The organism is Litorimonas taeanensis, from assembly GCF_003634015.1.
GTDB lineage: Bacteria > Pseudomonadota > Alphaproteobacteria > Caulobacterales > Maricaulaceae > Litorimonas > Litorimonas taeanensis.
Window position 1 is genome coordinate 977,413 of sequence record NZ_RBII01000002.1, and the last position, 18,950, is coordinate 996,362.

At 45.2% G+C, this 18,950-nt stretch carries 20 protein-coding genes, 1 tRNA gene and 1 pseudogene; 14 read left to right on the top strand and 8 right to left on the bottom strand.

Translation table 11 applies throughout. The features are described 5' to 3' along the window. Nucleotides 1–49 precede the first annotated feature (49 nt). From DES40_RS12555 to DES40_RS12570, 4 genes are all read left to right on the top strand, one after another. Nucleotides 50–3,352, top strand: coding sequence for a TM0106 family RecB-like putative nuclease (locus tag DES40_RS12555; RefSeq protein WP_233345630.1), 3,303 nt, complete (start codon nt 50–52; stop codon nt 3,350–3,352). Between the two features lie 7 nt (nt 3,353–3,359). Then, nucleotides 3,360–5,348 carry a hypothetical protein gene (locus tag DES40_RS12560; protein WP_121102679.1) on the top strand — a complete coding sequence of 663 codons (1,989 nt, stop codon included), beginning with the start codon at nt 3,360–3,362 and terminating at the stop codon, nt 5,346–5,348. 216 nt (nt 5,349–5,564) lie between these two features. Beyond that, nucleotides 5,565–5,855 (top strand): hypothetical protein, encoded by a 291-nt coding sequence (locus tag DES40_RS12565; protein ID WP_147405914.1) that lies wholly within the window; start codon nt 5,565–5,567, stop codon nt 5,853–5,855. Between the two features lie 14 nt (nt 5,856–5,869). Beyond that, nucleotides 5,870–7,525 carry a hypothetical protein gene (locus DES40_RS12570; RefSeq protein ID WP_121102683.1) on the top strand — a complete coding sequence of 552 codons (1,656 nt, stop codon included), beginning with the start codon at nt 5,870–5,872 and terminating at the stop codon, nt 7,523–7,525. A gap of 211 nt (nt 7,526–7,736) precedes the next feature. On the opposite strand, the gene DES40_RS13110 is transcribed toward DES40_RS12570, so the two are convergent. Continuing rightward, nucleotides 7,737–7,949 (bottom strand): hypothetical protein, encoded by a 213-nt coding sequence (locus tag DES40_RS13110; RefSeq protein WP_147405915.1) that lies wholly within the window; start codon nt 7,947–7,949, stop codon nt 7,737–7,739. A gap of 437 nt (nt 7,950–8,386) precedes the next feature. Then, nucleotides 8,387–8,656, bottom strand: coding sequence for a helix-turn-helix domain-containing protein (locus tag DES40_RS12580; RefSeq protein ID WP_121102687.1), 270 nt, complete (start codon nt 8,654–8,656; stop codon nt 8,387–8,389). A 107-nt stretch (nt 8,657–8,763) separates the two neighbouring features. On the opposite strand from DES40_RS12580, the gene DES40_RS12585 reads away from it, so the two are divergent. The 3 genes and pseudogenes from DES40_RS12585 (at nt 8,764) to DES40_RS12600 (ending at nt 11,000) form a co-directional block, all read left to right on the top strand. Then, a complete protein-coding gene (locus DES40_RS12585; RefSeq protein WP_121102689.1) occupies nt 8,764–9,618 on the top strand; it encodes a GIY-YIG nuclease family protein in 855 nt (284 codons plus the stop codon). A 57-nt stretch (nt 9,619–9,675) separates the two neighbouring features. Beyond that, nucleotides 9,676–10,353 (top strand): annotated as a pseudogene (locus DES40_RS13510) (DUF6946 family protein). A 17-nt stretch (nt 10,354–10,370) separates the two neighbouring features. Continuing rightward, nucleotides 10,371–11,000, top strand: a complete 630-nt coding sequence (locus DES40_RS12600; RefSeq protein WP_121102695.1) for a hypothetical protein — start codon at nt 10,371–10,373, stop codon at nt 10,998–11,000. 39 nt (nt 11,001–11,039) lie between these two features. Here the strand turns inward: DES40_RS12600 and DES40_RS13415 are convergent, their stop codons facing one another. Continuing rightward, nucleotides 11,040–11,210, bottom strand: a complete 171-nt coding sequence (locus tag DES40_RS13415) for a hypothetical protein (RefSeq protein ID WP_233345632.1) — start codon at nt 11,208–11,210, stop codon at nt 11,040–11,042. A 119-nt stretch (nt 11,211–11,329) separates the two neighbouring features. Between DES40_RS13415 and DES40_RS12605 the strand changes: the two genes are divergently transcribed. From DES40_RS12605 to DES40_RS12615, 3 genes are read left to right on the top strand one after another with little or no spacing between them, the layout of a single operon-like run. Further along, complete coding sequence (locus DES40_RS12605) at nt 11,330–11,653, top strand: TrbI/VirB10 family protein (protein ID WP_121102697.1); 324 nt, start codon at nt 11,330–11,332, stop codon at nt 11,651–11,653. After that, nucleotides 11,650–11,874 (top strand): DUF2274 domain-containing protein, encoded by a 225-nt coding sequence (locus DES40_RS12610; protein WP_121102698.1) that lies wholly within the window; start codon nt 11,650–11,652, stop codon nt 11,872–11,874. Before DES40_RS12605 ends, DES40_RS12610 begins: the two co-directional genes overlap by 4 nt. Nucleotides 11,875–11,903: 29 nt before the next feature. Continuing rightward, nucleotides 11,904–12,227, top strand: coding sequence for a DUF736 domain-containing protein (locus tag DES40_RS12615; protein ID WP_121102700.1), 324 nt, complete (start codon nt 11,904–11,906; stop codon nt 12,225–12,227). A gap of 2 nt (nt 12,228–12,229) precedes the next feature. Here DES40_RS12615 and DES40_RS12620 read toward each other — a convergent pair whose 3' ends face one another. From DES40_RS12620 to DES40_RS12640, 4 genes are all read right to left on the bottom strand, one after another. Continuing rightward, on the bottom strand, nt 12,230–12,511 hold the full coding sequence (locus DES40_RS12620) for a helix-turn-helix domain-containing protein (RefSeq protein WP_121102702.1): 282 nt from the start codon (nt 12,509–12,511) through the stop codon (nt 12,230–12,232). Further along, complete coding sequence (locus DES40_RS12625) at nt 12,508–12,834, bottom strand: type II toxin-antitoxin system RelE/ParE family toxin (protein WP_121102704.1); 327 nt, start codon at nt 12,832–12,834, stop codon at nt 12,508–12,510. Before DES40_RS12625 ends, DES40_RS12620 begins: the two co-directional genes overlap by 4 nt. Nucleotides 12,835–13,489: 655 nt before the next feature. Beyond that, nucleotides 13,490–13,565: transfer RNA gene (locus DES40_RS12635), tRNA-Thr, on the bottom strand. A 121-nt stretch (nt 13,566–13,686) separates the two neighbouring features. Beyond that, entirely contained in the window at nt 13,687–14,139 is a 453-nt protein-coding gene (locus tag DES40_RS12640; RefSeq protein ID WP_121102706.1) for a DUF1761 domain-containing protein, read from the bottom strand. A 155-nt stretch (nt 14,140–14,294) separates the two neighbouring features. Between DES40_RS12640 and metG the strand changes: the two genes are divergently transcribed. Both metG and DES40_RS12650 read left to right on the top strand, forming a co-directional pair. Then, on the top strand, nt 14,295–16,025 hold the full coding sequence (metG, locus tag DES40_RS12645) for a methionine--tRNA ligase (protein WP_121102997.1): 1,731 nt from the start codon (nt 14,295–14,297) through the stop codon (nt 16,023–16,025). A gap of 74 nt (nt 16,026–16,099) precedes the next feature. Beyond that, nucleotides 16,100–16,537 (top strand): DUF805 domain-containing protein, encoded by a 438-nt coding sequence (locus DES40_RS12650; RefSeq protein ID WP_121102708.1) that lies wholly within the window; start codon nt 16,100–16,102, stop codon nt 16,535–16,537. 154 nt (nt 16,538–16,691) lie between these two features. Here DES40_RS12650 and DES40_RS12655 read toward each other — a convergent pair whose 3' ends face one another. Further along, nucleotides 16,692–17,543 (bottom strand): hypothetical protein, encoded by an 852-nt coding sequence (locus tag DES40_RS12655; protein ID WP_121102710.1) that lies wholly within the window; start codon nt 17,541–17,543, stop codon nt 16,692–16,694. A gap of 156 nt (nt 17,544–17,699) precedes the next feature. Between DES40_RS12655 and hpf the strand changes: the two genes are divergently transcribed. Together hpf and DES40_RS12665 are read left to right on the top strand one after the other, a co-directional pair. Further along, nucleotides 17,700–18,287, top strand: coding sequence for a ribosome hibernation-promoting factor, HPF/YfiA family (gene hpf / locus DES40_RS12660; RefSeq protein WP_121102712.1), 588 nt, complete (start codon nt 17,700–17,702; stop codon nt 18,285–18,287). Between the two features lie 163 nt (nt 18,288–18,450). Continuing rightward, nucleotides 18,451–18,930: a PTS sugar transporter subunit IIA gene (locus DES40_RS12665; RefSeq protein WP_121102714.1), complete on the top strand. Its 480-nt coding sequence runs from the start codon at nt 18,451–18,453 to the stop codon at nt 18,928–18,930. Nucleotides 18,931–18,950 lie beyond the last annotated feature (20 nt).

Sequence of the window (18,950 nt, forward strand, 5' to 3'; positions counted from 1 at the left end):
TTTATCTTCCGGACAGCTTGTATTTTCACCCTCGGACCTCATCACATTCATGGAGTCAGAATATGCTTCTGCAATGGAGCGGTTGAAGCTCGGAGATGAGTCTATCGCTGAATTGATGGATGCCGAAGATGTGGTGTTGGCGAGCTTGCAGCAAAAAGGTTACGCCCATGAGGATGCCTTTACGGAGCGGCTCAAGACTCTTGGCAAGGATGTTCTGGAGACGAAGCGGGCCACGCCTCAGCAGACCTTTGATGCCACTTTAGAGGCTATGAAAGCTGGGCAAGAAGTTATCACGCAGGGTTACCTCTCTTTAGGGCAATTTGGTGGGTTTACGGATTATTTGGTCCGCGTGCCTGGGGCCTCTAATTTTGGCAATTATCACTATGAGGTCTGGGACACGAAGCTCTCTAAAAAGCTCAAACCTTATTTTGCCATTCAGCTCTGTTGTTACATTGAAATGCTGGAAGCCATTCAGGGGGTAAGACCCAAGCAGATGGTTGTCGTGTTAGGTGACGAAACAGAAGCCCGGCTGAATGTCGATAATTACTTTGCCTATTATCAGAATTTGAAATCAGCATTTTTAGCATTTCATGCGGAGCCTCCGAAAGGCTTGCCGGACCCAAATATCAGTAAGAGCTATGGCCGCTGGAGTGACCTTGCCCATGAGCAGCTTGTTGAGCGTGATCATCTTTCCCTCGTGGCTAATATTTCTCGCTCGCAAGTCAAGAATTTAGAGAAAGCCGGTATTTTCACGATGCAGGCTTTAGCGGATAGCGAGCTTACGAGCATTCCCAATATGAGCGGCAATGTCTTTGCACGGGCAAAAGCCCAAGCCAAATTGCAAATCGCGTCGAGGGGTAAGGAGATACCTGATTATACTATTCTGCCGCATGAAACGGGCGCGCAGCGCGGTCTTGCGATACTCCCGCCCCATAGTGGGAATGATGTGTTCTTTGATATTGAGGGCTGCCCCCATATTGAAGGCGGGCTCGAATATCTCTGGGGCAATACTTATTTTGATAAAAGCGGCACGAAACAGTTCAAAGAGTTTTGGGCGCACGATTATAAGCAAGAAAAAACAATATTCACCGAGTTCATTGATTGGATTTACGGCCTGTGGCTCGAAGACCCAACCATGCATGTCTATCATTATGCCAATTATGAGATAGCGGCCATACGCAAGTTGATGGGACGCTATGGCGTATGCGAAGAGAAGGTTGATAACCTTCTGCGCAATAATGTCTTTGTCGATTTGTATAATGTCGTGCGCCACGGCATCATGATTGGCGAGCCGCGTTACTCCATTAAAAATGTTGAGCATATTTATCGCGGTAAACGCGACACTGACGTCGCCTCCGGCGGTGAAAGTATTGTCGTCTATGAGAACTGGCGTGAGGATCCAGATGGGCTGACATGGGAAACTTCGAAAGTTCTGAACTCTATTCGGGATTATAATATTGATGATTGTGATAGCACACAGGAGCTGACTGTCTGGCTGCGGGATGAGCAGGCCAAGCATAATATTGCCTATCTTGTGCCCGACGGCGAAGGCGAGAAAGAGGTGCCTGAAGAGGTCACAGACATCACCCAATTACGAGACCGTTTATTAGAGGCGTCTGAAACGCAAGAGGATGTGAAACGCGCGGCGCTGCTGGATGTTTTAGCTTGGTCGTTGGAGTTTCATCGCCGTGAGAACAAGCCGACATGGTGGCGACTCTATGAGCGGCTTGGATGGACGGAGCCTGAATTTTTTGATGATATGGACTGCCTCGCAGGTCTGACCCGAACGGCTACCGAGCCTTATCTGCCTACATCGCGCGCGCGTAATCATGTCTATGAATATGCTTACGATACGAACCAACCCTTCAAAGGCTCGGGTAAGAAGTTCTATGTTCTGGGCGAAGAGAATATGAAGATCTCCCGCTATGCTTATGACCCCGATGCCGGATTGATTTCCTTCCAATATAAGGAGCCTTTGCCCAATAGATTGAGCATCCTACCTGATGAATATGTCAGGCCCGTGCCTATTCCAGGCGCGATTAAGGCCGTCATCGAAACACTATTTGAGACTGATTTTGAGCCTTGCGCGATTGTGGATTTTTTAACCCGCTCTCGCCCCCGTATTACTGGTTTTTCAGGCGGTGACATTATCAGGACTGAGGCTGATTTTATGGCCGAAATCATTCAGGCCGCGACAAATCTGGACAATAGCTATCTGTGCATTCAAGGACCGCCAGGCGCAGGAAAAACCTATACCGCTAAGCATATTATTGGTGAGCTCCTGCGCCAAGGCAAACGGGTAGGCATTTCGTCTAATAGTCATAAGGCGATTATCAATCTGATGAAAGGCGTGGCTGAATATGTTGATGGCGAGAGTATTGATTGCAGCATAGTCAAAGCGGGCGGCGATAAAGAGGATGAAATCTTTGACAGGGACAATGTAAACTATGTTGCCAGTGTAACAAAGTTCACACCGAAAGATGGATGCTGCTTTGGCGGTACGGCATGGGCTTTTAGTAATGAGCACGTCAAAGACAGTTTCGACTATCTATTTATTGACGAGGCGGGCCAAGTCTCTGTCGCCAATATGATCGGTATGAGCCAATCCTGCAGCAATATCATTCTCATGGGTGACCAGATGCAGCTCGGCCAGCCTATCCAAGGCACGCATCCCGGAGAGAGCGGGATGTCTATTCTGGATTACTTACTTGAAGATCATGCCACTATCCCATCCGATATTGGTGTGTTTCTGCCAAAGACGTTTAGGATGCATCCGAATGTGTGTGATTTGATTTCACGGCAAGTCTATGAGGGTAAACTGTCATCTGACGAAGTGACTCATAAGCATATTGTAGAGACTTCTGGGCCGTTAATTACGCAGCCATCAGGTGTCTGTTTTGTCCCAGTTGCCCATGAGGGAAATACGCAAGGCAGTCCCGAGGAAGTGGAACACATTTCAGCCATCGCCAATGAACTTATCGGCAGTCCTTATTGGCCGGACCCTGAGGGGAATGAACGGGTGATTGGATGGGGCGATGTTCTATTTGTTGCGCCATATAATTATCAGGTTAATTTACTGCGGGCGGCACTGGGAGACAGTGCGAAGATTGGCAGTATTGACAAATTCCAAGGCCAGGAAGCGCCTATCGTTATTCTGTCTATGTGCGCCTCAGATGCCGCAGATAGTCCGCGCGGTATAGATTTCCTGTTTTCTAAGAACAGGATGAATGTGGCGATATCGCGAGCGCAAGCTTTAGCGATTGTCGTGGGGAATCCGAAGCTGGCGCAAACCAGCGTCAATAGTTTGAAGCAGATGGAACAGATTAATTTTTTCTGTGATATTGTGAGGTAGGCCCAAGATGAAAAACAAAACTTACCGTAATCTGTTAGCGGATGTTTTGGATAGCCTTGAAGGTATTAAAGCTGCCATTTTACAAACATCAATAGACGAAGTGCGGCGAGTGAGGGTGAACTCCACAAGGGCGCTTAAAGGACTCGTCTATGTTGGCGCAACCAGTTCTACATTAGGGATTGTCACTTTATTTGGCACAGCCGGTACTGGGACAGCCATATCAACTTTAAGCGGGGCGGCCCTCACGAGCTCGCAATTGGCGTTTCTAGGGTTTGGCTCCATGGCAACAGGAGTTGTGGTTTTAGGCGCGATCGGCTTTGCGACCTGCCAAGCCGTCGGTTGGATGTATAAGACAACGGTTTATGGAAAACCCCGCAAGTTTAAAACGCTCTCGGATAATGAAGTGTCTATTCTGAGTATGATTGATAGCCTAGTCGCGCCTCTGGCAGATGCGTTGGAAACTACATCTGAAAATCACGCATATTCACGAGAAGATATTTTTCTATATGCTTTTGATGGGCTCGCACCTTTGCAGGATTTATTGGAAGAAGAATTTGGTTCGAATGTCTTTATCGATGAAAAAGTCGTTCAAGATGTCAATAACTCAATAAAACTTTCATTGGCGTCAAGAGCTGCTTTAAAAAGAAGGTTTTGGGGACTTGTACAGGCCGTTGAGCGCATCACAAATCGCGCCTTAAATGACGTTATGACGCGATTGGAGGCAGGTGTCGCGCCAGCTAGTTCTCCGGTCCATAATCTCGTAGTTAAAGCGCTACGCCAAAGCGTTGCGCCGCAGGAGGTAAGTGATCTAAAACTTGCCGACTGCGTAAGGAGGTTTGACCGCCAGAAAAATGAGACTGTTAAAGGTCAAGCTAAATTGATTTTACTTAAACAGTTGGAACAACTCAAACAGCCGCATGCTCTTGAAAAGGTCGAAGGAGCTGTCATCGTCACAGTTGACGGCGTTTCAAAAACTATTGGGACGCACGGCAAGAAACTTATCAAAACAAGCACTGAGAAAATGAGGCCAGCGGTGGGCGTATTCAAAGACGAAATGGCGCAGCCGCGTTGGGATCGCGTCCGTGACCATAATTTATTAAAACCGGAAGGTAGACTCGCGACGGCGGTTACAAGTGCGGCTCCAAAAATTCAGAACTTAACGGGTAATGCAAAGGGTCTGGGGCGTAAAGTTATTGGAGACTTTTGGCGAAAGACTAAGATTGCTAGAGATAAGCTTGAAGATGCAGCGGCAACAAATGTCTTGGAGTACAACTCAGAAACATCTTATAGTGAACCTCAATCCCGGTTAGCTTCTGTCGTCATTGCCGTGTGCGTCGAGCGCTTGATGAGTAATAGGCTGCGGTACTGGACGTTGGAAGAAGATCTCGTGCTTCAAGCTCTTAGATTATCTATCCCAGATTTATCAGAGGCCGATATTACGGAACTCTCTTCATATTTACGAAATAGTGATCCAGCCCAAATGCGGGGTGTCCTTGCGACAACGAAAGGAAAATATCATGAACTTATTGTTAAGCAGGCTGAAAATATGGATGGGGACGAGGTTTCGGCGAGGCTTTTTGAAGACCTGAATCATCCCGGAAGTGACATTGAATTTATCGTGGATGGGCAGGTCATTGAAGAAGTTCAGTTAAAGGCCGTCGTTTCAGAAGCGCTGATAATTGAGCATCAAAGTAAATATCCTGATATTACAATATTGGCGACAGAAGAAGCTGCCAGCCGTGTTGATGGGGTGGAAAGTTCAGGGTTTTCTAATGCGCAATTGCAGGCCGATGTTGAAGAGAGGCTAAAGGAGCTTGAAGGTGACGGAACTCTTGACAATATGGGTGATGCCTTTGTTGTGTCAGCTCTAAGTCTTGCGGCTTTAAACGCAAAGAAAATTGCCAAAGGGGATGTTAGTGCGGATGATCTGCGTACATCTGCAAATGACATTGCCGCAGGGCTCACAACATCAATTCTGTTGGATATGATATTTTGATTAAGTTTGCGTACTTGAAAACACCTGAATATTCAACGGTTTCGGTTCGTAGAAATTGTGATAGTTAGGAGTTGGGCTTCGTTTAGTCACTTTCACTCGAGTATTTACTCATTATATTTCTAATTTTTCCTCATTTACTTACTCTAAAATTTCCTCGTATAGTGGATGCATGAAAAACTGATGTTGCTAGTTATCAATACGTAACTGGAGAACAACATGACTAAACAAGCTTTAAATCTAACAAAACACGTAACAACTCGTATGCAACAACGTGGAATTAGAGGCATATATATGGATTACCTCTTTAAATATGCTGATCGCTACGAATATGCAGGCGGCGGAAGTGAGCGTGTATATATTTCAACTCGTGAATTTAATTCCTTAAATACTGCGGGTGTTATTCCGGCGGATATCTTGTCCAAAATTCGAAATTTATGCGTCATTATTAAGGATAATGTTGTGGTTACGGCCATGCATAAAACCCAACGCACACGTCGTTGCAATTAATCAGGAGGTCAGCCATGACAAAACAAAGATCAGATGGTGTTAAAACTGATACCTGGGATAATGTTGAAGGCACCCTTCATTCAAAATTATCCTCTGCGGATGCATGGCAGATGGCTCAGAATCTAGGGTTTTTTGTTTCAGAAAAAAAAGGAAGCATGTCACCGCAAAAATTTATCAGACGTATTTTTGAGTCTGCGTATGGTGACCTAGCGGAGTCAAAAATAAAAAATAGAAAGCGTTGGGTCGTCTTACCTGAGGAAGTCAAGGGGCGCACAGTCCGAGATCTGAAAAACAACGACTTAGCTAAGTCAGGAGGTGATTTTAAGCGACTTGCGCAATCACTGGGATTATCGCGAGTGGACTCTTTAGCTATGTTGGTCAAAGAAACGACCCTAGAGCCCGCTTATCTAAAAGTAGCCATTTTAGAAAACTCTGGCTTCAATTTGGTAGAAAATCTTTGCGCATCCATATCGAAAAAATATAACTTAGTTGATTATTATAAAACCCTTGTAACTTATGGCGTAAGTTGGAAGCATTTAGACCCTACTGCTACTGATGAGGAAACCATTCAACGCGCACTTCCTCGCATCAACATTGATGATGACGTTAAACTTAAGTCATATGAAAAAGGAGAGCTAGCACAGGTAAATAAATATGGGTGGCCTGTAGGGTTTTCACTTTCCGGTAATAAGAATAATTACGATAGCTTAGAAGAGCATTTATCTTTTAAATACTCCATGAATGATTCTGACCTGATAGTTCTAGCGCCGACTGTTTTTTTAGGAAATTTATTTTTACCAAATCCCATCTTTAAGGTTCAGTATCCTAAAGAGGTTGGGTTAAAAAATTGGGAGATGGAAGAGCCTGCGTCTTGGACTGAATTTTCAGATAGTTTGAAAACCCAATTTAGTCACTTTCCTTTTTTTGAAGAGCCATCGGAAGGAATAAAAATATATGACCATGATTTTAAATATGAGCATTGTAGAAAAGAGTATGAAGGCTGGTCCAAACTTATAAAACAGCAAGCTAGCGACATGAAAATTAGCTTTGCAGCGGGATATTCGTTTCACCGAGTGTATATGAGTTTATTACCGAGCGCTGATGGTTCTGAGGTCATACCGCATATCATCATTTCGGGTGACCACACGATTGGTGGAACTTATTATTCTGCCTTTCTACCGGAAAAAATTAAGTCTTATTCCTTCAATGGTAATCGTGACATTCAATTTGTGGATCACGGTCGTATTGGTTTTTTTGCTCTCTACGATGAAGCCGAATGGGAGAATGATTTTTCGAAATTTTCACCGCTTATTCAGACCGCTTTTCCTTTAAAGTCACGCTCAGCGAATAGTCTGTTCGCTCATCGTTGTGATAAAAGCGGAAGCTGGCTGAAAGAAGTTGAGGTCAGTGATTTGTATGATAATTATAATCCGGTATTTCACCCAAGCTTTCAATATTCGGAGGAGACGTTAGTCAATTCTGTTGAAGATAGCATAATTGGGAAGCTTCATCGTCATTTGTTGACAATAAAACCTGAAAATTGTGTTTTGGCTATCCTTGATGAGGAGGCAAAGTTGTTTACCGAAAACCTAAGTTATTTCTTGAAAGACATTCGCCAAAAAAACTCAGAAATAGAAGATAATTTAAAATCATACTTTGATAGAAAGTGACTTATTTTAAATGTTAGAGCCTTATGACGTTCTGATATAATGAGGTGATTTTAAATTTAAAAGGCCTGATTGCGATTATGCTAAGATTAGCTAGGCGCTCAACATGAGGCGCCAAAGCGGCATTTTTGCAATAAGACGCGCTTCAACGCCTTCATTAGCGGGTCTGGTTTCATGTAAAAAACCGGACAGCATTAAGGGCTCAATGACGCCGTTATAAAAGTGGTATAGCTTGTGCTGGTTTCCTGTAAGCGTTCAATTTATCGGTCGGGCCGTAAAACTCTGTATGAAGTCTATCAAGTCTGGCAGGCGTGTCTGCTGCGCGATGTAAAACATTTATCCATATATCCCAATTGCCAACGGGACTGCTGCGCATACGGGAAAAGGCCAAATGATCGACTTCAAATAAGTAGGCCGGAATTATCATGTTATATAAAGCGCTTATGTTATTGCATAAGCTCTGGTCTATTCTCGTGAGCTTTAGAGTGCCTTTAAAATGGAGCACTAATTTATGATGACGCAAAAGTTCATGCACTATAATAACAGGTGGAAAATCATCGGCATTCATGCCTGTTGAAACGGCGTAATACTCCTCAATATAATAATACGGTCAATCATATTACCGAGCTAGTGGGTCAACATATTTGCGCTTTAATCGTCCCGTTTGCGTCAGTTCTATGCCGTCCTTCTCTTTGCAATAATTTAGTGTGAGGTGGAGCGCCCGCGTAAGGGCCGAGTGCTTAAATGTGGCCTCGGCCGGGATAATGGTATCCAAATTAAAAAGTTATGACTGTGCCATATGCGACGAATAGATAGAGTTCTCAGACTTTCAAAGTGTTTGTAAAGATCCGCTTGTTTTTTGGCTTATGGCTTTGGTATCTTTGTTTTGTTTTCATGCGTGAAAAACTCATACAGGTTGAATTTGAGAATTTTGGCGAGGTATTCATATTCCACCACATCAACACGTCTTAGGCCGCTTTCCATGCGGGCGACGAAAGATTGATATTCGCCAAGCGCTTTAGCAAGTTCTGATTGGCTCAGTCCGGCGTCTTTGCGCTTTTGCGTTAGAAACGCGATAAGCGCTCTATGGCGTGATGTTCCTAATGTTTTACTCAAGTTACCCTCTGGACACATGTAGAGGGGCATCAGGTAATCTGCTTTTTAGATTATCTTAAATTCAGATAATCTATGGATGGCTGTCTGTATCTTGCGTAAGAGCGTTTGTCTTGATATCGGTAGCTATGGAGAGAACGTGGAATGAAGATTGGATCTTTGAAGGTTATGAAACCTTACTCAAAGCGCATCTGAAATCTATTTCATCTTATTACGTCTACGCGCTTTGCCGCCCAAGTGGCGAGCCTTTTTACATTGGAAAAGGTAAAGGATTGCGGGCTTTGAATCATATATCTGAGGCCAAGCAAGGTCCGCGATTATTTCAGAATAATCCACATAAAAATAACATTATACGAAAGATACGCAGGAATGGTGAGGCTGTTTATTATAAACTTGCAGATATATTTGAAGGTGAAGATGCGTGCTTAGATTTCGAGCATAGATTAATTGAGCATTATAAACGATTTTGCGATGGCGGATGTCTAAGCAATCTAGATCCTGGTCGAGGCTCGGCGAGAGGGCCAGCGCCACTGTCCAAGGCCCGTCATGGAGCGACCTTATCAGGCGCGCCACAGAATAATCCGAAGCGAGCAATACTCAATCGTTTTTTACAAAGCATCGGAGGCGTTGAAAGCGTTCCCATTAAACCGTTTGGTCAGATAAAATTGCAACACTCAGTGCCGCATACACAAAATCGAAAACCGACAAAAAGGTCAGCTTATGCATTAATTGCAAGTGCATCTGCACATGAACTTATCCTTGAAGAAGGCGTCGTAATACCAAGACACTTTGTTTTTGAAGGTGTTGAGGGGATTTTAGAGAATGGCGTATGTCGGGATATTTTGAAATCGGGTATGGCTACATTAAATCCAGCCAAGCATCCCAAGGATGAACACTTTATATTAGCGGCAAAGCAGATTGAAATACTTGAGAGGCTCTACGGCGCTGAAAGATTATCCGAATTTGGGTTAGTGGTGGGGTAGAGTAGTTGGCTTCAAGTTGGTGCATCAACTATCATTTGGAGTAAAACAAGGAATAAAATGAGCAACATATATAAACCCACGCGGGGAGCCGATGATTGGCGTGATTTTTTAGCTGACCCCATATTGCATTGGAAGACTGGGTATTCGGCCAAGTCGATGGCTTATGCTTGGGAAGAGAATGCAGGGATGCCGCCGCGTATCCAGCAGGCTTTAAGCTCGGCCTTTGAGGGCAAAATTGACCCATTAATCGTAATTCCGGAATATAAATTTCCACTTCCGAGCGGCCGGACGCAAAGTCAAAATGATGCACTTGTATTGGCTTGAACTGGGAATCAAACTGCGGTTATTATGATAGAAGGAAACGTGGAAGAACCTTTTGGGGATCCGATTTCCATATTGTTTGACCCGGCGTCAAAAGGAAAGACTGAGCGACTGACTTATTTGACGAAAACACTGGGTCTATCCGAAAGTCCGCCTGTTCATTTATGCTATCAGCTCTTTCATAGAACGGCATCAGCGTTAATAGAGGTTGAAAGGTTCAAGGCGGATATGGCGATAATGCTGGTTCATAGTTTTTCCCAAACACATAAATGGTTTGGTGATTATGCGGCATTTGCAGATTTGATGCGATGTGATGGAGCCTATTTGGAAAATGTGATTAAGAGTGATTTAGCAACCGTAAAGACTCTTTATTTGGGATGGGTGACTGGGGATCTCGTATATCTAACGCGTTAGAGAATATTGGACTTATTATGAGAAAACCTGGATCAGTAAAAAGCCTCACGGATTTAGGGCGTGTTCAATTATCTCCCTCATTCTTCATGCGGGACATGCTTTATTCGGAAATTGCAAACTTCCATGGACTTCCAAATATTCCCAACAACCCGGACCTCGCGATCGCTGCAGGCCGAAAACTTTGCACAGAGCTGCTGGAACCCTTACAAGCCAAATTTGGTAAGGTTTCGATACGTTCAGCTTACAGAAGCCCAAGTGTAAATAAATTTGGGAATGAGAATAAATTAGCCTGTTCCCGCAATGAAATTACTTTAGCTGACCATATATGGGACTATAGGGATAAAGAGGGGAATATGGGCGCAACCGCTACTGTGGTCGTGAATAGCTTCATTCCATATTATGAAAGAACGCAGGATTGGGAATCTATGGCGTGGTACATTCACGACAATTTACCCTATTCAGGATTGGAATTTTATCCGAAGCTAGGCGCTTTTAATATTAGATGGCGAGAGAATCCCGAAAAGCGAATTTACAGTCGTTGCCCTCCACGTACGGGTTATCTGACAAAAGTTGGAATGAGTAATCATTCAGGAGATCATTCGCATCTGTATTCTCAAATGTTGTCTGAGGTTTGTAAAAAGCCATAAGTTATTTGGTTGGGCGCCTCCCTGCGCTACCGCTTCGGGCTAGGCTGTTGTGAACCAAGCCCGCTTCGCGGTCTCGGCCATGCGGCGGCCATCCTTGACGCATCCCGCTACCCACGGGTCTATTTCAGGCGTCTGCTTCTCAGCAGACAATTCCGCATTCCGGCACAGGCTTACCCAGTGACTTTTGGAGAGAGCCACTGGGTCGATCACCCGCCGCTCATTCCAACGTATAGACGGAGATGACTCAGCGCGTGCTCTAAGCCGCGACGGCCTGCGGACCTACGCAGCCTTTGAACTGCATCCAAGGGCCGCTATGACAGCGTGATAGCATACAGCTCGATAACTTGCCTGGCTCCGACGGCCAAGGTTTTGCGGGCCTGAAAGACAAAGTGGATCGCCATACGTGGCAATTCATTAAAGGCGCGGCCTTATCATCTCTTCTCTCGGTAGGGTCTGAGCTTGCGAGTGATGACGGTGATCGTCTGACTCGCGCGTTGCAAAATGCGGGGCAGGACACGGCCAACATTGCAGGACAGCGAATTATTGACCGCAATCTGAATGTTCAACCGACCCTGCGCGTTCGGCAGGGCTGGCGGTTTAACGTCATCGTCTCCCGCGATCTTATTCTTAAACCTTATGGAGAAAGCCGATGAGCCAACCCAAAATCAAACTCGATAAGCTTCCTAATATGAAGCCCGTTAAACACACGATTACAGTGATGCCTGAACTAGAAGCGGATTTGAAGGCTTATGCCAAAGTCTATGAAAAGGCTTACGGCGAGAAAGTAGATATCACCGCCCTTATTCCGTCAATGCTTGCAGGATTTCTTGCCAGTGATGCCGGTTACAAGAAGGCCAAGCGTGAGCTGGCCTAATCCCCAAGAAGCCAGAGAAAGGAATTATTATGGCAACCATTGGAACATTCAGCCCTACAAAAGCCGGAGGCTATGAGGGCACAATCACGACGTTAATGACAAGCCGCAAAGTTAGGTTTGTCCCCAACGACAAAAAGAAGACTGAGGCATCACCGGATTTCTTTGTGAAATCTGGTCGCTGTGACATCGGCGTGGCTTGGAATGAAACGTCCGATCCGCAAGATGACAGTGAACCTATGGACTATATCAGCGTCAAACTTGACGGGCCTGAAATGAATAAGCCAATCAATGCGGCATTGTTTGACCGCGAAGACGGCGCTGACTTGGTTTGGTCTCGTCCGAAGGCTCAATAGCCCTATACGAAACGCAATTCTGCGCGTTTCCCTAAGGCCCGCGCCAGCTTCTTAATTGTTGCTGGCGTGGGCCATTGACCGCTTTCGAGCCTTGAAACTTGGGCTTGCGTCATACCGGCTTTCTCGGCGAGTTCAGCTTGGGTAAGACCAGCCTCGGCGCGCGCTTTAATCATGGCGCTTGCCACAGCATATTCCGGAGTAAATTCATCATAAGCGACCTTGTTCTTGGGATCCGCCAAAAACTCTGATTTCATATCTTTGAAAGTGTGGGTCTGTGTACTCATGGTTCAAATCCTTTCATGCGGTTTCTAGCTTTAATCAATTCCTGCTTAGGCGTTTTCTGCGACTTCTTTACAAAGGCAGAACAAACAACAATGCGTTTGCCGACGACTGTGAAATAGATAGCGCGTGCTATACCGCTTTTTCCTTTCATTTTCATTTCCCACAAGCCGCCTTCAAGATGACGCACATGCGGCATGCCCACTTGTTGTGGGCCGTGTTCAGTGAGCATGTCGCCAATTTGGAAGAAACGCGCTTGTAGGTCGCGAGGTAGTGATTTAACTTCGCGCCTTGCAGCGGGTAGGGCTTCAATTGTCCACTTACTCATATATCATATGTGATATAATGTAAAAGTGCCGTTTTGTCAATTCATCTCTGATGATGGACTGAATTCGATGTGTTTCGTTATTGACTATTGAAACAATATTTAATATTGTTTCAATAATGAATATTGTAAAAAGGTAGGTTATCATGATTTCAGGAATTGATGGCAGCAATTGCATTCTAGAATCTATGGCTAGAATCAGAGTTGAAAAAAAAATGATTGATAGGGCTAAAATCCTAGGGAGTAAGGGTGATTATACAATTGAGTTTCATGGGTCATGTTCGGAATGGGAGGGGCAACAACTTGTTCTTTGCAGCTCACGAAACCCTTATGAACCACGATCATTTAAAAGTTTAGATGGAGCGGTATCTCAACTTTCTAGAATAGGCTTAGCTAGTCTATCTATCATAGTTGAATAAAGGAAATTTCATATCCAGCGTGATTTCAAAATACTCAATGGATGACGTTACTGATTCTCTGTGAAATTGGAGATTTCAATGGCTTTCTTGAGAAGTCTTACAGAGCTTTAATTTTAAAGAAATGCACCACGATACTGTAGATATCACCTGCAATTGGTCCCTATTTGGTCCCTTGAGTTTTTCGGTTCAAAATGACAATTGTTAAAAATCGTCTAAGTTATTGATTTTACTGAGAAAAATGGTGCCCCCACACGGACTCGAACCGCGGACCCCCTGATTACAAATCAGGTGCTCTACCAGCTGAGCTATAGGGGCACTGGTAGGATGGCGCGCCTCTTAGCTTTTGCGTGGCGTTGTGGCAAGCGGATTATTGCGTCTTTTCTGTAAAAAATGAGAGCTTTTACATTTCCGTGAAAACTCTCATTGAATTTACGTGCTATGTGTCACCGACTGTGACTTTGTCTTTACCGCGAAAAGCCGCATATATGGCTGCCATAATTAGATAACCGACCAAAAAATGGCCTAGATCGATGAAAAATCCATTCAGGGGATATCCGCCATAAACGCTTGCATATCCCAAGAGGGGCGCGACAATTGTCACGACTAACCAAAAGGCCGTTTTTAAACAGGCTGGCAAACGCTTAGCGCCTGCCAAATGAAGCACCATGAGGACGCCTACGGCTTGACCCAAAGTGATGAGAATGGCCGATACTAACCATTGTGCCATACCCATCTCCTCGAGTCGGGCCGTAGCCATGTCTTCTGTGATGCCTTCGGCCACCATCCAAGCCTCGCCAAATATTGGCCCATACCATAGCCACCCCAGCATAAAGAAAGCGATGGTCGCTAGAATGACGGCGAGCCAGCTCGTGTTGAAAATTGTTGGCATAGTGTTTCCCCTTATATTAATGGCCTTTTGGCCTTAGATAGAAACTACTCTGATTTAGAGAGATTAGCAAATTTTTGGAGTTCGATCCGTGCCAATACTGTTTTGAGCGCGATTTACGCTTGCACGCTGAAGGCGGCACGGTAGAAGCCATCATTATGGCTCGAATTCTTATTACATCTGCATTGCCTTATATTAATGGCGTTAAACATCTAGGTAATTTGGCGGGGTCAATGTTGCCCGCCGATGTCTATGCGCGCGCCATGCGTTTAATGGGGCATGAAGTGTTATACATATGCGCCACGGATGAACATGGCACTCCAGCAGAGTTAGCGGCTCAGGCGGCCAATATGCCCGTCGCAGAATATTGCGAACAAATGCATGCAGCCCAAAAAGAGGCTGGTGCACATTTCGGATTATCCTATGATTATTTTGGACGGTCATCGGCGGCGTCCACAGCAAAACTGACGCAGCATTTCGCAACCGTGTTAGAAAACAATGGTTTGATTGAAGAACGGGTTTCCAAACAAGTCTATTCAAATGCTGATGGGCGGTATCTACCAGACCGCTATGTAGAAGGGACTTGTCCAAATTGTGGGTTTGAAAAAGCCCGAGGTGATCAATGCGATAATTGCGGTAAGCTCTTGGACCCTGTTGATCTGATTAATCCATATTCGTCCGTATCCGGCAGCCATGACGTCGAAATCCGCGACACAAATCATCTCTATTTATTGCAATCGAAAATGAGCGACAATTTACGGAATTGGGTAAATGAAGCCACGGGGTGGCCGCCATTGGCAACGTCAATTGCGATGAAATGGCTTGATGAAGGATTGCGTGACCGCTCAATAACACGCGACCTCGACTGGGGTATTCCCGTCGTCAATGCAGATGGCGCGGTTCGGGAAGGCTTTGACGGGAAAGTTTTCTATGTATGGTTTGACGCTCCCATTGCGTATATTGGTGCCACGCAGGATTGGGCCGCAGAAAATAACAGTGACTGGGAGCGTTGGTGGCGCACTGATAAAGGCGCTGAAGATGTTCAGTATGTGCAATTTATGGGCAAGGACAATGTCGCTTTCCATACATTGTCCTTTCCTACGACCCTTAAAGGGAGCCAAGAACCGTGGAAGCTCGTTGACCAGTTAAAGGCCTTTAATTGGGTGACTTGGTATGGCGGCAAGTTTTCTACGTCTCAGGGTCGCGGCGTGTTTATGGATCAGGCAAGCGAGTTAGCACCGGGTGATTATTGGCGCTGGTACCTTATGGCGAATGCGCCAGAAGGCTCGGATGCGGCATTTACTTGGGAAGAGTTCCAATCTTCTATTAATTCAGATCTTGCCAATGTTTTGGGTAATTTCGTCAATCGCATCACAAAATATTGTGTCGGTAAATTTGATGGAAAAATACCAGAAGGCGGCGCAGCGGGAGAGGCGGAGGCCTGGATAATTGCTGAGCTTCAGACACGTTTGCCACAGCTAATCGCTTATTACGAAGCGCGCGAGTTTAGAAAGGCCATGGCAGAAACCCGGGCCATTTGGGCGGCGGGAAATGAATATTTAACAAAAGCAGCGCCGTGGACACATTATAAAACGGATATTGAAATGGCCGCAATTGGCGTACGGACCGGGTTAAATCTTGTCGTACTCTTTGCCATTATTGCTCAGCCTATTATACCCGATACGGCTGAGAAAATTCTAGCGGCCCTAAATATTCCTAAAGAAAATCGGAAATGGTCGTTTGGAGATGCTAACGGAATTGCTGAGCTTATCGATGCACTTCCAATCGGTCTCGAAGTGGCCGCGCCAGAACTTCTGTTCTCTAAAATAGAAGATGATGACGTCGCTGCTTGGGCAGAGCGGTTTGGCGGTGGGGCAGATAAAGTATAAAGGCACAATTTTAATATGTGTCTAAGACGCAAGTGATACAGAAGCGTTTATCACAAATTTGAAAGGGAAGAGTTGTGGGATTTACTGAGGCTATTAAGACATTTTACGCCAGATACACAGATTTTTCGGGTCGTTCTAGTCGTTCGGAATTTTGGTGGGTTCAGCTTTGCTTGGCAATTTTGACATTCCTATTTTACTTTGGTGTCGCTATTTCATCTGAGTCGTCTATTGGTGGTGAAATCAGCGTAACACAATTGGTGTTGATTGGAGGACTGATATTGATCTTCTTGGGGCATTTAATTGGTCTGATTGCCTTGCAGGTAAGACGGTTTCATGACTTGGATAAGACAGGCTGGTTGGTACTTGTCTTCGGAATATTAAGTTTAATTCCACTGGTTGGTACCTTGGTCAGTATTGGACAGCTTATCTGGTTTTGTTTTCGTGGAACAATTGGCGGAAATCAATATGGCCCAGACCCATTAGGCCCCAATCATGCCGAAGTTTTTGATTAAAGCTGATATATCCTCCCCTAGAGTCTTTCTTTAGGGTTTAGGGAGTCAAATTAAAGTTATAAACCGTCCCGATTCATTCGAGGCGGTCTTTTTTATACCATCTGATCTCTTTTATACTATCTGATCTCTGGCATTCAGAACGCTAGCCTTCAGATTAATCTTCAATCTGTGTTGTCTCTCTTGCTTGAAAGTCTCGTACATATGTTTTGGGCTTAAGTGTTGAAGCCGTAATGATGGAAACTAAGCCAATCGTTGATGCCCAAGCTATTAGAGTTTCGCCTTGGGGGTTGAAGGCGTGTTTTATAATCAAAAAGGCTAGGCCCCAAGCGATTGGAAAGGCGAAGGCACGGTTCGCTCCACTGTTCCTAATGAAATAGAGCGCCCAAGCCATAGCTAATGCAAGAATCAGAATATTCATAATAAGAAGCGTGTTGGACGAATGGACGAACCCAGTTGCAAGAGGTGCCCAGTTTAGGAAAAATGCCAAGGAGACCCAGCCTGCTATCAAGCTGATTGGCACAAAGACGCAAACTCTCTCACTTGTCTCTAAAGAACCATAATGTTGACTCAGAATGCTCATAGCTTTCACGAGCGATATGAGGGCAGGCACAAAAATAATAGCTGTGGCCCATTGGGCCAGATCGCGCGGGGCAAAGGCTGATGCGAGAGACCAAACACATATACTCCCAAAGCCAAGGGCAGTCCACCAGCCAATCCGCTGATATAGAGGGTGAGTGCGTTTAGAGGGCAGGGTTTGAATGACGCCATAGGCAATACAGCCCACAAAGATTGGAAACCAAATCGAGAAAGCAATACCCAAAGGGACGAGAAAAGATTCGTTTATCTCGGATAGTTCTTTTGGGCTTCGCGCAGAAGTCATAAACACTGAAAGGCTAGAAAGAACCCACATAAGAGGGGCAAAAAGAAAGTTTAATGCGATACGAATAACATCCTTTGGCATTGTTGAGTCCGGCTCTTTATTCAGTGGTTTTAATGGTGATGACATTCTGTTTATACGCTCTAAGAGGCCATTTTGCTCCCGTAATATGGTTAGATATTATAGACCATATCCATATTTTTATCTTTAAAAGCAGTTTTATGGGAGTCACGCCTTATTATTTGTGCTAGCCTTGGGATGTTAAACACTAACGAAAGGTCTATAATGCAAATTCAAATCGTTTCTAAAGGTATTGATGTTTCACCCGCGCTCCGCGAGCGTATCACAGGCCGACTAGACGAGATGATGGACAAGTATATTCACCGCGATGGTGAAGCCCATGTTGCGGTCAGCCGCGAAGGGAGTGGTTTTCGAACGGTATGTTCAGTGCATTTACCAAGTGGAGCCACGATGGAAGGGCAAGGCGAAGCTCAGGAAGCCTATGGCGCCACGGACGAAGCCCTTACGCATATGGAAAAAAGGTTGCGGCGATATAAACGTCGACTGAAAGACCATAGTCAAAAAGCCAAGGCGAAAGAAATGTCGCTTTTCGTTCTGCAAGACCCTTCTGGCGATTACGACATTGACGATGAAAGTGATGCCAATGCGGAAATCGCTGATGAACCTATGGTGATTGCTGAACGTCAGACAAAAATCCGTACTATGACGCCCTCTATGGCTGCATTAGAGTTAGGACTCGCGGATAGCGGTGTTGTTGTTTTTCACAATGCCCGCCATGGCGGATTGAATGTCGTTTTCAAGCGGCCTGACGGTAATATCGGCTGGGTCGACCCAGAAGAGGCGTCTGCCTAAGCAAGTCTCAACATTTTTAATCAATGAGCGTACTGAATGCGCTAATTGACCTTTTGAAGCGCCTCCTTTATGGGGGCGCTCATTATTATGCGTTAGAGCATAAGTTGAATCCGATTCCGAGGGTAGATTTTTAGGGTAATCGGATAGTTTAAATGAGTATATTATGACAACCCCACCGCTTTTTAGTGCGGATAGTGTTCTGTTTGATGTGAACGCTGGAAGCCAGAAACAATTGTTTCAAGAAATTGCGACCAAGCTGATTAAAACTCAGAACTTGGAAAGCAAAGGTATAGCTTGCCGGGATATTGTCGCGGCTGCGGTAGAGCGTGAGCGTTTAGGGTCAACCGGTGTAGGAAATGGTGTGGCATTGCCGCATGCCCGTTTAGACGGTGTGGAGCATGTTAGCGCCATATTTGCAAAACTAAGCCAGCCCTTGGAGTTTGATTCAGTTGATGACCGCGATGTAGATCTTGTTGTTTTCCTTTTGGCTCCAGGCGATGCTGGCGGAGCGCATTTAAGAGCACTGGCCAAGGTCTCTCGTTTGTTACGGCGGCAGGAAATTCGGGCTCGTCTTCGCGCCGCTCCGAATGCGGAAGCTTTGTTTACAATATTGACTGATTTATCGGATGCTAAGGCTGCGTGATTAACGTCTCTCTTGGCATT

Excerpts from the sequence above, each read along its gene's own strand:
- DES40_RS12555 (WP_233345630.1), top strand. The coding sequence starts at position 50 with ATGGAGTCAGAATATGCTTCTGCAATGGAGCGGTTGAAGCTCGGAGAT.
- DES40_RS12560 (WP_121102679.1), top strand. The coding sequence starts at position 3,360 with ATGAAAAACAAAACTTACCGTAATCTGTTAGCGGATGTTTTGGATAGC.
- DES40_RS12565 (WP_147405914.1), top strand. The coding sequence starts at position 5,565 with ATGACTAAACAAGCTTTAAATCTAACAAAACACGTAACAACTCGTATG.
- DES40_RS12570 (WP_121102683.1), top strand. The coding sequence starts at position 5,870 with ATGACAAAACAAAGATCAGATGGTGTTAAAACTGATACCTGGGATAAT.
- DES40_RS13110 (WP_147405915.1), bottom strand. The coding sequence starts at position 7,949 with ATGATAATTCCGGCCTACTTATTTGAAGTCGATCATTTGGCCTTTTCC.
- DES40_RS12580 (WP_121102687.1), bottom strand. The coding sequence starts at position 8,656 with ATGTGTCCAGAGGGTAACTTGAGTAAAACATTAGGAACATCACGCCAT.
- DES40_RS12585 (WP_121102689.1), top strand. The coding sequence starts at position 8,764 with ATGGAGAGAACGTGGAATGAAGATTGGATCTTTGAAGGTTATGAAACC.
- DES40_RS12600 (WP_121102695.1), top strand. The coding sequence starts at position 10,371 with ATGAGAAAACCTGGATCAGTAAAAAGCCTCACGGATTTAGGGCGTGTT.
- DES40_RS12610 (WP_121102698.1), top strand. The coding sequence starts at position 11,650 with ATGAGCCAACCCAAAATCAAACTCGATAAGCTTCCTAATATGAAGCCC.
- DES40_RS12615 (WP_121102700.1), top strand. The coding sequence starts at position 11,904 with ATGGCAACCATTGGAACATTCAGCCCTACAAAAGCCGGAGGCTATGAG.
- DES40_RS12620 (WP_121102702.1), bottom strand. The coding sequence starts at position 12,511 with ATGAGTACACAGACCCACACTTTCAAAGATATGAAATCAGAGTTTTTG.
- DES40_RS12625 (WP_121102704.1), bottom strand. The coding sequence starts at position 12,834 with ATGAGTAAGTGGACAATTGAAGCCCTACCCGCTGCAAGGCGCGAAGTT.
- DES40_RS12640 (WP_121102706.1), bottom strand. The coding sequence starts at position 14,139 with ATGCCAACAATTTTCAACACGAGCTGGCTCGCCGTCATTCTAGCGACC.
- metG (WP_121102997.1), top strand. The coding sequence starts at position 14,295 with ATGGCTCGAATTCTTATTACATCTGCATTGCCTTATATTAATGGCGTT.
- DES40_RS12655 (WP_121102710.1), bottom strand. The coding sequence starts at position 17,543 with ATGTCATCACCATTAAAACCACTGAATAAAGAGCCGGACTCAACAATG.
- hpf (WP_121102712.1), top strand. The coding sequence starts at position 17,700 with ATGCAAATTCAAATCGTTTCTAAAGGTATTGATGTTTCACCCGCGCTC.
- DES40_RS12665 (WP_121102714.1), top strand. The coding sequence starts at position 18,451 with ATGACAACCCCACCGCTTTTTAGTGCGGATAGTGTTCTGTTTGATGTG.